The following is a 15,552-nucleotide window of genomic DNA, read 5'->3' as shown; positions in this document are numbered from 1 at the left end:
TATTCCATTATTTCCATGTGGCCTGGAAAAATCTCGGCACAGCATCTGGATAGGGGGTAAAATTAAGGTCCTTGGAGTAGCAGTTGTTCGAGACATAGGTGAACATGGGAGCCCAATATGCCTGGTCAGCAATTCGTTTTAAGGCCTTGGAGTAAAGTTCTTTCCGCTTGGGGGTATCAATGGAGGTATCTGCTTCCAGCAGCCAGTCTTTTACCTTTGGGTCCATGGCCAGGTCATCTGCTTCAAACTCAAAGAAATGACTGGTAATGGCAGACACATCATTGATGGAATAGGAGCCCCAGGTGAGAAACTGCATCTGGGCTTTACCGGCCCGGGCTTTTTCCCTGAGGGCGGAATATTTCATGATCATCAGTTTTGCTTTGATGCCCACAGCGGCTAGATCACCGATCATGGCTTCTGCAAAGGAGCGGTTCCGATATCCGTAGAGGGTGGTTTCAAACCCGTTGGGGTAGCCGGCTTCTGCCAATAATTGTTTGGCCTTCACCGGGTTGTATTCATATTGGGCAACATCCTGTTCACATCCGAACTGGGAGGGGAAACAAGCGGAGTAGATAGAACGGGACTGGCCGCCGATAAGGTTTTTGGCAATCGAATCTCGGTTGATGGCATGGTTAATGGCTTGTCTGACGCCAAGCTTGGCATAGGGATTGTCCATGCCGTGCTCCTTGCCGGAACGGTTGACGGCATCAAACTGCAGATATCCGATGCGCATGGTTTCTGCCGGGGTAACGGTGAGGTTTGACATTTTGGCCAGTTTTTCCGCCTGGTCCGGTGGAACCAGATAGATCCAGTCCAGGGAGCCTGTCATGAGTTCGGCCATCTGGGTATTGATTTCCGGAAGGGTTCTCCAGATAATCTTGCCAATGGTGGGCTGGCCCTTGGGGCTGTCCTTAAAATAGTCGTTGTTTTTTTCCATGACCACTTTTTTGCCCGGGATCACTTCAGTGATCTTGTAGGGGCCGGTGCCGATGGGAGCCACGCCAAATCCGTTAACGCCCACTTTTGAATAATAGGCTTTGGGATAAATGGGGTTGGCACCGGATAAAAATTCAAAGGCGGCGGGAAAGGGTTTTTTCAGCATGATTTTTACCGTGTAGGTCCCTGTTTTTTCCACATGGTCGATCCAGTCGGAATAGCGCTGGGTTTTGACTTTGTTGTCCGGGTTGGCTGCAAAATTAAGGGTATAGGCCACATCATCGGCGGTCAATTCCTGACCGTTGTGAAATTTTACCCCTTGTCTAAGAACAATTTCCATTTCAGTGTCAGAGTTCCATTTAAAGGACTTGGCTAAAAGTCCCTTGTATTCATAGGTGACAGGGTCCCGATACAACAGGTTGTCATAGGCATGCCGGGAGATGACAATACCTTCCCGGGCCGTGTTGAAATACCGGTCCAGGGTTTCCAGTTCTTTGCTGAAGGCGATGTTCAGGGTGTCATCTTTTTTGCCGGCAAAGGCCTGGGGCAAAAAGCAGGACAGGCAGATGAGCATGAACAATGGGATGGACAAAAACCGAATGTAATTTTTTTTCATTTTACATGAACTCCTAAAAAGGGGTTGTTTAAAATAGCCCTTGTAACTTGTGGCTTCGCCGGTTTACAAGGGCCTCTCCTATTGTTTCTTCAGGCGGTGAAAAAATTTTTTACCGTTTGAAATAGTATATCCGTTCCAATTCTCAAAACATCCTCATCGATATCAAAATAAGGAGAATGCAGGGGATGGGCAATGCTGTCTTGGCCGGCACATCCAAACCGCATCATGGCTGCAGGACAGCGTTGGGCAAAAAAATAAAAATCATCGCTTCCCATGATAAAGGGGAGCACCGTGATATTTTCTTCGCCCAATACTTGCTCAGAAGCATTGTAGAGGGACCTGCAGACCGATTTGTCGTTGCGGCCTAAAGGGGCGCCGGGTTTAAAGTTCAGATCACAGGTGACATTAAATATGGTTTCAATCCCTTGGGCCAGTTGTTCCATGGCCGTCAAAAGGGTGGTTCTCACCCCTTCATCATGGGTCCGGACAGACCCCTGTAAGATGGCCTGTTCCGGAATCACATTTCCTGCATTGCCTGCATGGAAGGAACCGATACTGACGATAGCTGATTGGGCCGGGCTGATATGTCGCGGGATAAGCGCTTCCAGGCTATTGGCAAACATGCCCCCGGCCGTAATGGGGTTGTGTCCCTTGTGGGGGCGGGCCCCGTGGGATCCTTTTCCGGTTATCACTAATTTAAATGGATCAGAGGCGGCATGTCCGATTTCAGTAAACACCCCCACACTTCCCACGGGGAAATTGGGGTCCAGGTGGCCTGCAATGAGCTGATCCACTCGAGGGGTTTCAAGGGCACCTCTTTTGATCATGGCCTTTGCTCCCCCCAGCCGTTCTTCTGCAGGCTGGAAGATGAATTTGACAGACCCGTGGATTTTTTTGAGCAGACCCGTGTCAACGATCTGTCTGGCAACCCCCAGAGCAATGGCGGTGTTGGCATCATGACCGCATGCATGCATCACGCCCGCATTGACTGATTTGTAGGGGGTGTCCACCATTTCCTGAAGGGGCAGGGCATCAATATCGGCTCTTATTGCGATGGTCTTTGGGCTTTTTCCCGGTTCCAGGCCTTCACCCTGGAATACACCGATTGCCCCGGGATAATCATCAAATGTTGTTATTTTGGCATTGAGGGATTCTAAAATTTCACAAATTTTCCGGGTGGTTCGGATCTCCTGGCCGGAGAGTTCCGGGTGTTGATGAAAATCTCTCCGAATATCTTTAATCCATTGGTTTATTTGAGTATTGTCTGGTGTCATGGGATCTTGTTTTTCCTGTTGGATACGGTTTAGTTTGGCAGGGGACCTACTGCTGCAATTTCAGATCGGATCAAATGGGCTATCGCCTGGCATCTTTCTTTCGTCATTCGGCTGGTAATCCCTGCCATGCTGATGGCTGCGATAACGTCGCCCTTTGTATTGAAAACAGGTGCCCCAACACCAATGGAATCAGGGGTCACCCTTTGAACACTGATGGAATATTTTTGCTGCCGGGTTCGCTTTATCCAGGCCCTGACCTCTTTGGGGCGGATGCCATAGTCTCTAAAATATCGGGGGGCATTGGCTTCAATGATCTCTTCCCGCAGCTGCTCCGGCTGAAAAGACAGCAGGGCCTGCCCTGCTGCGCCAACACCCAGCACCCGTCGTTCACCAATCTCAAAACCCAATACCTGGACGCGGGATTTCCCCATAACCCGGTCGATGCATACGCCGTCATAACCGGAACGGGTGAGCAGATAACTTGTATCATCGGTCTGTTCGCTGATTCGTTCTAATGTGGTATGGAAGCGATCCCGGATGGAGAAATGTTGGGTAACCGTCCCCAGGGAATACAATTCAGCCCCCAGGTGGTAAACTTTGCCCAGGTCATCAACGGTTAAGAATGCTTCTTCCAGGAGAACAGCCATAATGCGGTGAACCGTTGGGGCCGGTAAATCAACATCCTTTGCAATGACAGACAATCGGGCCCCGGTTTCGTTAAATTTGGAAACAGATCTTAAAATTGCAATGGTGCGCCGTATGCTTTGGGCACCTTTCTGGTGTGGTTTGATTTCGTTTGGCTGCTGCCTGCTGCCATTGTCTTTTATTGTGTTTCCCATTCGTTTGTTCGATACCGCCAGATTTTTAAAATGTAGTTCGTTATTTAATTCCATATAGTGGAATAAAATATTCTACTATATGGAATTAAATTAGCGGGATCATTTGCGCTTGTCAAGTTTTTTTTGCCTAATCCTGATATTTGAATGAAATGCGCATATTGGTTCTGAATTGAGCTGGCTTGCCGTTTTCAATCTTAATACAGCAATTCCCACCAATGCTTAATAAGATACCTGTACCATCTATATTTAAAATATAGCATTTTTTTATAAAAAACCATTGGTTCAAGAGCCTTTCCACGCTGCAGTTGACGAAAAATAGCTTTGAATACCGGAGCTATGTATTCTTTGGGGTTAATTATATCGTTTATTTCTCTCATCAACAGCAACGCATCCGGATCAGTGATGACAATGACCGGACAGTTTGACCGAAAGCCTGTTCGTTCAACCACACTGCCGGTATACCATTTCCCATCCGTTTTTTTTGTATGAGATCCCATGACAATCAGGTCGGCTTTATTTTTTTCGGCACATTTTATGATTTCCTGATGGGGCAGCGCTCCGCCCCAGATATTATACGCATGGGGTACACCATTTAAAAAATTACCGCAGAATTTTTCGAGCCGCATCACAACCCCTTCCACGGTGCTTCCGATTTTTCCCGCGACCCGGATAACCCCTTTTTCCGTAGCCCGTCGGGAATGCGGTCCCAAAACAATCATTCCTGCATTCATGTGCCTTGAGCAGCGAATGATTTCTTCCCAGGGCAGCCCGGGCATCACACTGATTGCATCGTTTTCAGATAATTTCAGAATTCCGGCATAGACATTTTCAATTTCTTTTTGAACCTCTTTTCCATAATCCTCACTGGCAACGATCTCTTTTCCGGTTTTAAAATGTTTTACAAGAAACCGGTTATCCACATGGGCAGATTCCAGCACATGAAGTACATGGAGGTTTGCCTGGTATTTTTGGGCAACCTTTACCGCCGCCGTCACCACCGGATCGGAAACACTGACAAGGTCTGTTGCCGCTAAAATATTTTTAAACATTTTTTTCTCCTTATTATGATAATTAACCCTGTTTTTTTCAAGGGTCTACGCGGTTCAGGAACAAGGCATCATAGCCTAAGATATATTCTTATACTTCAATGGATGAACAACGCAGTTCCTGATCTGCTCCGGTTTGTGAAAAATTCGTGTTAAGAATCTGCTGCATGCATTCATCCAAAGAATTTTGGGTATAAACGATGATATGATGCTCATCGTTTACTTCATCCAGCGGCTCAAATTGTTTTTGAAAAGACGCATAAATAGAAATCCGGGCATCAGAAATCGATTACTTGTTTTTTCGCAACCGCAACCGTTTTTTCAACAGATTTTCCGGAACAACACATTCGACAAACATGATGTTTGCGTCCATATCTCTTGCCAGACGGATGGCCTCATTGCGATGATGCGCTTCCTTAAATGTAGCGTCTAAAATAACGGATCCTCTTTTTTCAATCTTTTTTTGGACCAAAAGCAACAGCCTGCCGTACGTAAGGGATGTTCTCCCTTTTGAATAAATCCCTTTTTCAAACTTTGTATGTGAAAGATCACGGGATCCTGACCCCATCATTTGTTTGCGAATCACGTCTGAATTAAAAGCCCTGATCCCCAATATGCCGGCAAGTTCTTTAGAAACCGTGCTCTTGCCTGACGCCGGCATTCCACAAACCACCCAAAGTGTCGGCCGGGTAAAACAAATCGCATACTTGTAAGCAAGATTTAAATATTTTTTGTGCAAACATGGACGTTTGTCTGAAATTCTCCTCGCATTTGGTTCGAATGATTTCCCATGTTCCAAAATCATCTATCTGCTTTTCGGAAATGGCATTGTCATAAAATCTGGCCAATATTTTCGCCAAAGCCTCGACGTCGTTTTTATGGATTTGATTTGTACGCAATCACTGTATCATGGAACAAAGCTGCCTGCTATGAATACACATGGAAATGTGCGTTTCCCGCTGTTCGATATCGCCTGCCGCGTGCGGATAAAAATCCGATTGCGCCATCTGACTAAAAAGTGCTGCCTGATGATGGGATTTCATATCAAAATCGATTTACGAGTTATTTGCATATTCCCTTATTTTACTCCCCCCCCCCATAAACCTTCACGATGCCAGCCTGGCAGACAATTCTCGAATCCGGATGGAGTAAATTATGGCAGAAAAAAAAAGTTTTCAAAACCCGGTTATAAAATTTGATATGATAAAAAAAGTATATTAATATGGTCTGGATTCTACCCAGCGATGGATCCTTACACACAGTGGGGGAGTCGGGATGGCAGGCGCAGGGTCAATTGGTAATGAAGAGGAAAGAAACATGGAAGTAAAAGTTTTCTGTTTAACTGATAAAAAATATTTGGAAACCGCTACCGTCGAGGCATTTTTTGCTTCACTCACAGAGAATCAGTCACTGTACTGGGTCGACATCGTCCAGCCCGATTTACCTCATCTGGAAGAGTTTATGTTACCCTTGGGGCTTCATCCGCTGATCATGGAAGAATACAAGGATCCCGCTGCCGGTTCCCATATCGCGCCATATGCGCAAGCCCTGTTTATCAAATTGCCGATCCAGCTTGGCTGGGGCAATATCAACAGATACCACCTTTCGATCATCTGCCTGCCCCGGGCCATCATCACCATCCACGAATCACCCGTTTCTATGTTGGAAAATATCGCCAGGGAATTTTCCGCTGCCATTCGTTTCCATTCCATGAGCACGTCTGCCATTCTGTATCAGATATTGGATCGTCTGATCGATGAAAACATGGCTTTTGTATTGGAGGCCCGCCGCCAAATTGAATCTCTGGATGAAGCCTTTGATCAGGAAGCGGATACGGTGCCGATCGATCAGATTCTGGCGCTCAAACCCCATGTTGCTCGTCTTTCCATCACGTTAGAGGATCAGCGCCACTGTGTTGCGGCACTGCAAACCGTTGAATCCGAGGCTTTTGACATAACGGATTTCCGTGAATATTTCCGGGATTCTCTGGCGCATTTAGAGTATGCCCTACGCTCTGCTGGCCGGCAGCAAACGCACCTGGCCGAACTTCATCAGCATTACCTGATCTCGTTACAAGAAAAGACCAATGGACGTATCAGGCTCCTTACTATTCTAACGGCAGTTTTCATGCCGCTGACTTTGATCACCGGCATTTATGGTATGAATTTCAGGTATATGCCGGAAATTGCATGGCATTTTGGGTACCCCCTTGTGATCGTCGTAATGCTTTTGCTGGCCGGTGGGTTACTCTGGATGTTCTATCGGAAAGGATGGCTCAAATGAATATTAAAAGAGACATTAGCCGAACAAGGTGCCTAATGGAAAAAACCATTGAAGCAAACACGACTGAGTATTGATGCTTTTATCCTGGGAATCGTGGGGGCGCTCAGTGCCCAGGTATTTATGTTTTTGCTGCGCATCTGTGAAGGGCATGGTTGGCCGAGCATCAGGCTCATGGTCTATATATTTTTGACAACAGGTCTTGCAGATAATTAATAATTTCGAAACGGAGAAACCCAAATGGAAAATGAAACCATAAGCTTACGCAGTGTCGATCGGGTTGAAATTGTCATTCTTGCCGATAATTTTTCCGATGTTCTTCTGCCTGGGGGACCTTGTATCCTCCGTCCCCCCATAGCAAAAAACGGGGTGATTCCAACCGACACCCTGCTGGCTGAGCATGGTCTTTGTCTAATGATAACAACGCATGTGAATGGAGAAAGCCATACCATTCTTCTGGATGCAGGATACTCTAATGTTGCGGTGCTGCATAATTTAAATTTTCTTGATTTGACACTTGACGGTCTTGAAGCCGTTGTTCTCAGTCACGGTCATATGGATCACACCGGATCATTAAAAGAGGTACTGGAACTGGCGGGTGCCGGAACAAAACTCATTGTTCATCCCGATGCTTTTTTGAGCCGGTCACTCAATCTGCCGACCGGTGAAGTCATCTTGTTCCCTGAGTTTCCCCCACGCAACAAATTGTCTGGATGGGGTGCCGATATAATGGAAAACAGTGCGCCTTTGCTGATCGGGGATGATACCATTCTTGTCACCGGTGAGGTGGCCCGGACGACATCATTTGAAAAAGGCATGCCCGGCACAAAAATTAAGCATGACAGCGAATTTGAGTCAGATACCTTTGCCGATGATCAGTCTCTTGTTATTAATCTGGCCGATAAAGGGCTCGTCATTATTTCAGGATGTGCGCATGCCGGTATTATAAATTCCATAGAATATGCAAAAGATTTGACCGGGCAGGAAAAAATTCATGCGGTTATCGGAGGGTTTCACTTAAGCGGAGCTGCCATGGCTCCCAATGTCGACCCCACGATAGAAAAACTCAAGCAGGTCGGGATGGAAGTGCTCTGTCCCATGCACTGTACCGGATTTGATGTGATATCACGGTTGTCAAAAGAACTGCCGGATAATTTTATTCAAAGCAGTGTTGGCAGCAAAATCCTTTTGAATGGAGTTTGATTAAAGCAAAGACAGCAGGTACATGAAAATCATGCAATTCATGACCCAGAATAATGCCTTTGCAGACCCAATCCCGAGCGTGTTAGGTTCTATCTCAAAATAGATGAGCCCGTTCTGGATGGGGGTTGCAGAATCTTCAGGTGAAAAAAAATATTTAATAACGTTCATGATTTTGTTAAATTGAGTGTTCATTTGGGTTCTCTCCTGTTTAAAATTTGAAGCTGCCCTGTGACTTATAAAAAACAGTCGGGTCAGGGTCGCTTTCTATTGATAATATACGGCAGTCCTGGTATTAAGTAAAATTATAACAATTTACTCTTAGGTTAAGTTTTACTAATGCTTCCAGATTTTAACAGACTTAAAGTGTTTTATTATGTTTTTTTGTACAGGAGTGTGGCGGTTGCATCGGCTGAATTGAACATTACGGCCTCGGCGGTCAGTCAGTCTTTAAATAAGCTTGAGCGTGAATTAACGGTTCTGCTGTTTACCCGGCTTCATAAAAAGCTTGTTCCAACTTTTGCCGGGGATCAGTTGTTTGAAATTGTTTCGCCGTTTATCAGAGATCTTGAAGCCGGTATCCGGCAAATCCGGCAGGCCAAACAGATTCCGTCCGGTATGATCAGGGTCGGTTCTCCCATTGAATTCGGAATATCTTATTTTCCAAAGATTTTTGCCGCTTTCAGAAAAAAATACCCGGAAGTTGTTTTTACCATGACCCTGGGTGATCCAGCCCATATTTTTCCGAAAATCAAGTCTGGTGAGCTTGATTTTGGACTGGTGGATATTTTTGTTACCCAAGAGCAGGTGTTTGAAGATTTCGGTATCTACAGTATCGAACCATTGATAGATGAAGAAGTTATCATGGCCTGTTCCAGACAATATTATGAAAAGGAGATCAAAGGGGATCATTCCTTTAAAAACCTGGCATCCAAAGAGTATATCTCATACGAGAAATCTTCCCTGACCCTTAGAAACTGGTTCAAATACCATTTTAATAAATTTTCAATCGGATTAAATCGAGTGCTGACAGTGGACAGTCATCAGGCGGTTATCTCCGGGATAAAAAATCAGATGGGGATGGGGGTGATTGCATCCCACATCGTCAGAAAAGAGATTAAGAAAGGGCAGATTATTCCCATAACAACAGTCAAAAAAAATGTAATCAATAAGATATCACTGGTCCAGCTTCAGGATAAGGTGCCAACCCTTACCGAAAAAACTATGGTAAATTTTTTAAAGGCTGACATTTTTTCATCCGTTCATTCAAAGAAATTTCTCACTGTTACTTCAGATTAATCTGGATTGATTTCTGGAACTGACAGGTGTAAAGGGATAATCTATGATGTCCGGGCCGCATCCTTCTTAGAAGATTCTTGTAACACCTTGCTTTTTGGTTAACTTTTTATTAAACATCATTTTAGTATTTAATATAAACCACGTTATTGTTTCAGAAAATTTTGATTGAATCTGAAACTCAGAAACTGGCATAAAGGATCCACTGATACCCATGCGTAACTTTTCAGATACGCTCCCCCGAATTATTGAAAAAAGCGATCTTAATATCAACCGGATAAGTCAGATTTCAGGTATATCCAATACCTATCTGATCAAACTTTTAAAAAACAAGATCAACCACCCCGGCAAGGACAAAATTGCCTCTGTTCTTCTGGCGCTTAACTACAGGATAGCAGAAATTAACCCGGTTCTTGCCGAATATGATTATATGCCCCTGAACTCCCATGATATTCCCGAGATTCTGAAAAATAACCGGAAAAGAAAATTTGAAGGCCGGATTGTCCCCCAATTTGATTATATTTATTTTGAAATGGCCATGGCTGCCCTTGAAGCCATGGGGGGAACCAAAATCATGGTTAAAAATCGGCCCAGCGGTATTTTTTTACCCATGGAATTGTACATGATGAAGGAATTTCCCGCAGAATCAGATGACGAGGCAGCCAGATTTTTCATGACATTTACCCATGATATCGTCATGGAAAGAAAATCGCTTTACCTGGAAAATTGTACCCGAGGGTTTCAATATGAGACCTATATGTGCAAGGACTGTCTTGAGGAATGCCTTGAAAAAAACATCGGACCGGATTCCGTGAACACCTCTCCTGTCAAGGTGGATCTTTTTACGCGCTATTTTGCCAATGCCGTGTCGGCTTCACTGAAATTCCCGGACCAGCAACTTCACCGGGTGATTAAGCGGTGTGCCCGTTTCGAGTTTATCATCCAGGATGCCCATGGAAAAAATCCCAAGGTCAGTTTCACCTCGGATAGGAAACACTCCTATAGCCGGAATTGGGAGCAGCTCAACATGGAGGGATTTCTCTCCAATGCCCCGGGAATCACAGACCTGTTTTTCAATGAAGTGGAACAATGCCGGAATGCCGTGACAAAAACGAAAAATATCAATACCCCGGAAGGATTCCATGCCTATATCCGTTCATTGTTTGACGCCCATGATCTGGGCCGGCAGTTTGACCAGGCATTGGCCGGACTCATGGAATATAAGGGGCTAAAGCTGTATTAACCGGACCAGCGCCCGGCCCGGTTTCTCATCATAGAAACGGTTTAATGTTTTTTTAAACCATTCGTTTTTTTTTATTGACCCGTTTGATATTTGTATGCTACCTGGATAACAAGGATTCCTTCTCGTGTTAAAACATCCCAGGGGGATTTGATGGTATATTTCGGTGGTGATGATATAAAAAACATCAAACCATTCGAATTTAAATTTTAATATAAACAGGGGGGAATCATTGGGCGAAATACCAAATGAATGTATCCTTTCCATCAGGAATTTGAAAACCCATTTCTTTTCCCGTGAGGGTGTGGCAAAGGCGGTTGACGGTGTTTCATTTGACCTTTTCCCCGGTGAAATTCTGGGCATCGTGGGGGAATCGGGCTGCGGAAAAAGCGTTACCGCCCAATCGATCATGCAATTGGTGCCAGAACCTCCCGGCAAAATTGTGGGCGGTGAAATCCTTTTTCACAACAAGGATTTGCTGACCCTTCCTGCCCAAGAAATTCGCAGAATCAGGGGCGCTCGAATTGCCATGATTTTCCAGGAGCCCATGACCTCTCTGAATCCCGTTTTTACCATTGGGAACCAGATCTCGGAAATGTTTCGGCTCCACAAGGGGTTTGGAAAAAAGCAGGCCCTGGCGGCAGCAATCGAGATGCTGGAAAGGGTACAGATTCCTTCTCCGGACAAACGGGTCCATGAATATCCCCACCAGCTTTCCGGGGGAATGCGCCAGCGGGCAATGATTGCAATGGCAATGTCCTGTGATCCTGAGATTCTCATTGCCGATGAACCCACAACGGCCCTGGATGTGACGGTCCAGGCACAGATCCTTGATCTCATGCTCCAATTGAAACAAAATTTTTCAACGGCCATTCAGCTGATTACCCATGATCTGGGCGTAATCGCAGAAATGGCCGACCGGGTGGTGGTCATGTATGCCGGCCAGGTGGTGGAGCAGGCACCAACCATTGAATTGTTCAAACACACCCTTCATCCCTATACCGTGGGACTGCTCAAGTCAATTCCCGTTCTGGGAAGCAGAGCCGCCGGCAATGCAGGGGAACTGACCGAAATAAAAGGCATGATTCCAAGCCTTTACAATCTTCCCCACGGATGCAAGTTCAGCAACCGCTGCCCAGATCGAATGGATATTTGTGAACGAGAAGAACCCAGGCTTACGGGATCTGGTGAGAATCACCAAGTCAGATGCTGGCTTCATACCAGGACATAACCCCAGGGAAAAACCACTATTGAAACCATTGCTTAAAATTGATAATTTGAAAGTTCACTTTCCCATTAAAAAGGGGATTTTATCCAGAACCGTTGGGCATGTCCATGCGGTTGACGGTATCAGTTTTGAACTTATGCCGGGTGAAACATTGGGGATTGTAGGTGAATCCGGGTGCGGCAAAACCACGGTCGGAATGGCAGCCATGCACCTGACCCCGCCTACCCAGGGCAAGGTATTCTGGAAAGGGACAGATATAGGGGCCATGAGCCCGGGTAGGCTTCGTTCCCTGCGGGGCGAAATGCAGCTGATCTTCCAGGACCCTTATTCTTCATTGAATCCCAGGATGACCGTTGGTCAGATCCTGTCGGACCCCATGGATATTCACAACCGCTATACCGGGTCCAGAAGAAAGGAACGGTTGGATTTTTTAATGGAAACCGTCGGACTTTCCCCCGGACTGACCCATCGGTATCCCCATGAATTTTCCGGGGGTCAGCGCCAGCGTATCGGCATTGCCAGGGCCTTGGCCCTGGATCCCTCTCTTATCATCGGAGATGAGCCGGTTTCTGCCCTGGATGTTTCCATCCAGGCCCAGATCATTAATCTGCTGGTAAAACTGAAACGAAAGTTTAACCTTTCCTTGATCATTATTTCCCATGACCTGGCCGTTGTGGAGCATATCTGTGACCGCATCCTGGTGATGTATCTTGGCAAAATCGTTGAAACTGCCGATTATGTATCCCTTTACAAAAACCCGAAACACCCCTATACCAAAACCCTCTTATCGGCCATCCCGGTGCCGGATCCCCTGCGCAAAAGAAACAGAATCATTCTGGAAGGGGATGTGCCAAGCCCCATCAACCCGCCGGGAGGATGCAGGTTCCATACCCGGTGTCCAGATCGAATGGACATTTGTGAACAACAAGAACCGACACTGAAGGAATTCGGCGCCAATCATACGGCCGCCTGTCACCTATATGAGACTGTTTGATGAACAGATTCATGAACAGATTCATGATACATTTATTTTTTAAAGGAGAAAAAAACATGAAATTAAAGTCGTTCGTTATGTTTCTGCTGCTGGCCTTTTTGATATTGCCAACCCTGGCCATGGCAAAGGCGGATCTTGTGATCGCGGTGGATACCCCTCCAAAAAGTATGAACCCCCACAGTTACAATTCAGATGCCAACCTGTCCTATATGTCTAATTTTTTTGACGGATTGTTACAGAGAAATCCCCTTGACGGGAAATTGGTTCCCGCCCTTGCCACGGAATGGAAACGCCTGGATGGGCTGACCTGGAAGTTCAAACTTCGCAAAGGGGTTAAATATCACAACGGCAATGCCTTTAATGCCCAGGACGTTAAATATACCTTTGAAAGAATGAAGGATCCTAAATTTTCAAAATTTGTCAACCTTGCCAATTCCATTGCATCTATCGAGACCCCGGATGATTACACCATCGTCTTTAAAACCATAAAACCTGTGCCTTGGTTTGCAGAGACTATGCACCAGACCTTTATTGTGGATAAGGAATCCACCATGACAAGGGATTCCGGAGACTACAACACCCGGGCCATGGGAACCGGTGCCTATAAATTTGTTGAATGGGTCAAAGGTTCCTATGTAAAAATGGAAGCAAACCCGGATTACTGGGAAGGGGTTCCGGACTATAAAACAGTTGAAATTAAACCCATCACAGAAGGTTCCACACGGTTTGCCGCCATTGCCGCCCGCCAGGTGGATCTGCTCAGTGGTGTTCCCGTACCCATGATTGACATGATCAAAAAAAACCCGGCCATTGAAATTGTTTCCAGACCTGCCCGTAGATGCATTTACATGGATCTGGGAAATAAAAAAGGCAGTCCCTATGCGGATATCCGAGTCCGTCAGGCCATTGCCATGGCCATCAATGAAGATGAAATCATCAATACCATCATGCGCGGCCAGGCAACCGCCGCAGCCCAGGTACCGGACATTGCCACCATCGGATATGATGCTTCCTTGACAAGACTGCCCTATAACCCTGAACGAGCCAAAGCGCTCTTAAAGGAAGCCGGCTATGCAAATGGGTTTGATATCACCATTGCAGGTCCCAATGACCGGTATATTAATGACAAACAGATCTGTGAAGCAGTTGCCAAATACCTTTCCAAAATCGGCCTTAATGTGACCCTGGATGTAAAACCCAAGTCCATTTTCTTTGATGAACTTTCTTCCAACAAACATGCCTTTTACCTGATTGGATGGTTTGACGGCTCCTATGACTTTGGCCGTTCCGCTCAGATGCTCCTCCACACAGTGGATGCCGACAAGGGCATGGGCACCTACAATGGCGCCATGTACTCCAATGCAGCATTGGATGAGCAGATCATCGGGTCAGCTTCCATCCTGGACCGTTCAGAACGGGAAGCAGCCCTCCAGGCGGTCAATAAAAAGTCAGTCCAAGAGGTTGCCTGGATTCCCCTGCATTACCAGCAGGATGTTTATGCGATTTTAAAAACATCCAAGGTAAAATTCACCCCCCGCCCGGATCGGTGGATTGTGGCAAAGGAAATTAAAAAATAACCGTTTAAGCATCAGGGGCTGTTTGTCCATGGGGACACAGCCCCTGAACTGGAATAAAATTGGCAAGATATATCTTTCAAAGAATACTACAGGGCATCATGGTTCTGCTGGCAGTCTCATTTATCTGCTTTCTGGTTTTCCGGTTTACAGGGGACCCGGTGCTGATGCTGGCCGGCAAATACGCCACCCAGCAGGAACGCGAAAAGGTCAGAATTGTTTATGGTCTGGACAGGCCCTTTTATGTGCAGTATGTAAATTTTCTGGGCAATGCCCTTGAGGGAGATTTCGGCAAGTCCTATATTTCTCAGGTGGATGCTCTTGACACCATTATAGAGCGGTTTCCCGCCACCTTTGAACTGGCGCTCACCGCCATATTGATCTCACTTTCGGCAGGTGTTGCGCTAGGCGTTCTGGTCTCGATCAAGCCCAACGGGGTTTTGTCTCGACTCGTCATGGCCGGTTCCCTTGGCGGGATATCCATTCCCACCTTTCTCATGGGTATTTTATGGGTCATGCTTTTTGCCGTCTATCTGGAATGGCTGCCGCCCTTTGGCCGAGGGGACACGGTCCAAATTGGTCCCTGGCGGTCCAGCTTTTTCACCCTGGACGGGTGGAAACATATTATCATGCCGGCGCTGACCCTTTCCGGATACCAGCTGGCGGTCATCTTAAGGCTCACAAGGGCCGGCATGCGGGAGGTCCTTTCCGAAGAATATATCAAGACGGCCTGGTCAAAAGGACTTTCCCCGTTTAAGGTCATTGTCAAACATGCCTTGAGAAATGTGCTCATTCCCGTTGTCACCATTGCAGGCTTAAGCTTTGGAGAACTCATTGCATTTTCCATTGTAACCGAGTCTATTTTCCAATGGCCGGGCATGGGCAACCTGCTTCTGGTCTCTATTTTTGAAACGGACCATCCGGTGATCGTCACCTATATTATGCTGGCGGCATTCATCATTTTGTTCATCAACATACTGGTGGACCTGCTCTATGCATGGCTCAACCCAAAAATTCAATATGACTAGG

At 46.2% G+C, this 15,552-nt stretch carries 15 protein-coding genes; 9 read left to right on the top strand and 6 right to left on the bottom strand.

Annotated features, from left to right (window positions below):
- Positions 1 to 7: 7 nt before the first annotated feature.
- The 5 genes from ACZ45G_RS25185 to ACZ45G_RS25165 all read right to left on the bottom strand — a co-directional run bounded on the left by ACZ45G_RS25185 (position 8) and on the right by ACZ45G_RS25165 (position 5,516).
- On the bottom strand, positions 8 to 1,552 hold the full coding sequence (locus ACZ45G_RS25185; RefSeq protein ID WP_464173319.1) for an ABC transporter substrate-binding protein: 1,545 nt from the start codon (positions 1,550 to 1,552) through the stop codon (positions 8 to 10).
- Between the two features lie 89 nt (positions 1,553 to 1,641).
- Positions 1,642 to 2,826 (bottom strand): M20 metallopeptidase family protein, encoded by a 1,185-nt coding sequence (locus ACZ45G_RS25180; RefSeq protein ID WP_464173318.1) that lies wholly within the window; start codon positions 2,824 to 2,826, stop codon positions 1,642 to 1,644.
- 29 nt (positions 2,827 to 2,855) lie between these two features.
- Positions 2,856 to 3,665, bottom strand: a complete 810-nt coding sequence (locus ACZ45G_RS25175) for an IclR family transcriptional regulator (protein ID WP_464173317.1) — start codon at positions 3,663 to 3,665, stop codon at positions 2,856 to 2,858.
- Positions 3,666 to 3,859: 194 nt separating this feature from the next.
- Positions 3,860 to 4,714: a universal stress protein gene (locus ACZ45G_RS25170; protein ID WP_464173316.1), complete on the bottom strand. Its 855-nt coding sequence runs from the start codon at positions 4,712 to 4,714 to the stop codon at positions 3,860 to 3,862.
- A gap of 286 nt (positions 4,715 to 5,000) precedes the next feature.
- Positions 5,001 to 5,516 carry a P-loop nucleotide/nucleoside kinase family protein gene (locus ACZ45G_RS25165; protein ID WP_464173315.1) on the bottom strand — a complete coding sequence of 172 codons (516 nt, stop codon included), beginning with the start codon at positions 5,514 to 5,516 and terminating at the stop codon, positions 5,001 to 5,003.
- A gap of 470 nt (positions 5,517 to 5,986) precedes the next feature.
- On the opposite strand from ACZ45G_RS25165, the gene ACZ45G_RS25160 reads away from it, so the two are divergent.
- From ACZ45G_RS25160 to ACZ45G_RS25150, 3 genes are read left to right on the top strand one after another with little or no spacing between them, the layout of a single operon-like run.
- Positions 5,987 to 6,994 (top strand): magnesium transporter CorA family protein, encoded by a 1,008-nt coding sequence (locus tag ACZ45G_RS25160; RefSeq protein ID WP_464173314.1) that lies wholly within the window; start codon positions 5,987 to 5,989, stop codon positions 6,992 to 6,994.
- 48 nt (positions 6,995 to 7,042) lie between these two features.
- Complete coding sequence (locus ACZ45G_RS25155) at positions 7,043 to 7,207, top strand: hypothetical protein (protein WP_464173313.1); 165 nt, start codon at positions 7,043 to 7,045, stop codon at positions 7,205 to 7,207.
- A 24-nt stretch (positions 7,208 to 7,231) separates the two neighbouring features.
- Complete coding sequence (locus ACZ45G_RS25150) at positions 7,232 to 8,194, top strand: MBL fold metallo-hydrolase (RefSeq protein ID WP_464173312.1); 963 nt, start codon at positions 7,232 to 7,234, stop codon at positions 8,192 to 8,194.
- Here ACZ45G_RS25150 and ACZ45G_RS25145 read toward each other — a convergent pair whose 3' ends face one another.
- A complete protein-coding gene (locus ACZ45G_RS25145; protein WP_464173311.1) occupies positions 8,195 to 8,386 on the bottom strand; it encodes a hypothetical protein in 192 nt (63 codons plus the stop codon).
- Positions 8,387 to 8,530: 144 nt separating this feature from the next.
- Between ACZ45G_RS25145 and ACZ45G_RS25140 the strand changes: the two genes are divergently transcribed.
- From ACZ45G_RS25140 to ACZ45G_RS25115, 6 genes are all read left to right on the top strand, one after another.
- Entirely contained in the window at positions 8,531 to 9,490 is a 960-nt protein-coding gene (locus ACZ45G_RS25140; protein WP_464173310.1) for a LysR family transcriptional regulator, read from the top strand.
- A gap of 211 nt (positions 9,491 to 9,701) precedes the next feature.
- The gene (locus ACZ45G_RS25135) at positions 9,702 to 10,730 is read left to right on the top strand and encodes a hypothetical protein (protein ID WP_464173309.1); all 1,029 of its coding nucleotides are present in this window, start codon (positions 9,702 to 9,704) and stop codon (positions 10,728 to 10,730) included.
- Between the two features lie 229 nt (positions 10,731 to 10,959).
- Positions 10,960 to 11,958, top strand: coding sequence for an ABC transporter ATP-binding protein (locus tag ACZ45G_RS25130; protein WP_464173308.1), 999 nt, complete (start codon positions 10,960 to 10,962; stop codon positions 11,956 to 11,958).
- A 19-nt stretch (positions 11,959 to 11,977) separates the two neighbouring features.
- The gene (locus ACZ45G_RS25125; protein ID WP_464173307.1) at positions 11,978 to 12,949 is read left to right on the top strand and encodes an ABC transporter ATP-binding protein; all 972 of its coding nucleotides are present in this window, start codon (positions 11,978 to 11,980) and stop codon (positions 12,947 to 12,949) included.
- A 56-nt stretch (positions 12,950 to 13,005) separates the two neighbouring features.
- Positions 13,006 to 14,526 carry an ABC transporter substrate-binding protein gene (locus ACZ45G_RS25120; protein ID WP_464173305.1) on the top strand — a complete coding sequence of 507 codons (1,521 nt, stop codon included), beginning with the start codon at positions 13,006 to 13,008 and terminating at the stop codon, positions 14,524 to 14,526.
- 59 nt (positions 14,527 to 14,585) lie between these two features.
- The gene (locus tag ACZ45G_RS25115; RefSeq protein ID WP_464173304.1) at positions 14,586 to 15,551 is read left to right on the top strand and encodes an ABC transporter permease; all 966 of its coding nucleotides are present in this window, start codon (positions 14,586 to 14,588) and stop codon (positions 15,549 to 15,551) included.
- Position 15,552 lies beyond the last annotated feature (1 nt).

The sequence above is a fragment of the Desulfoconvexum algidum genome (assembly GCF_055382125.1).
The sequence above is the reverse complement of the archived record's forward strand: the minus strand, read 5'-3'. Positions and strand labels throughout refer to the sequence as shown.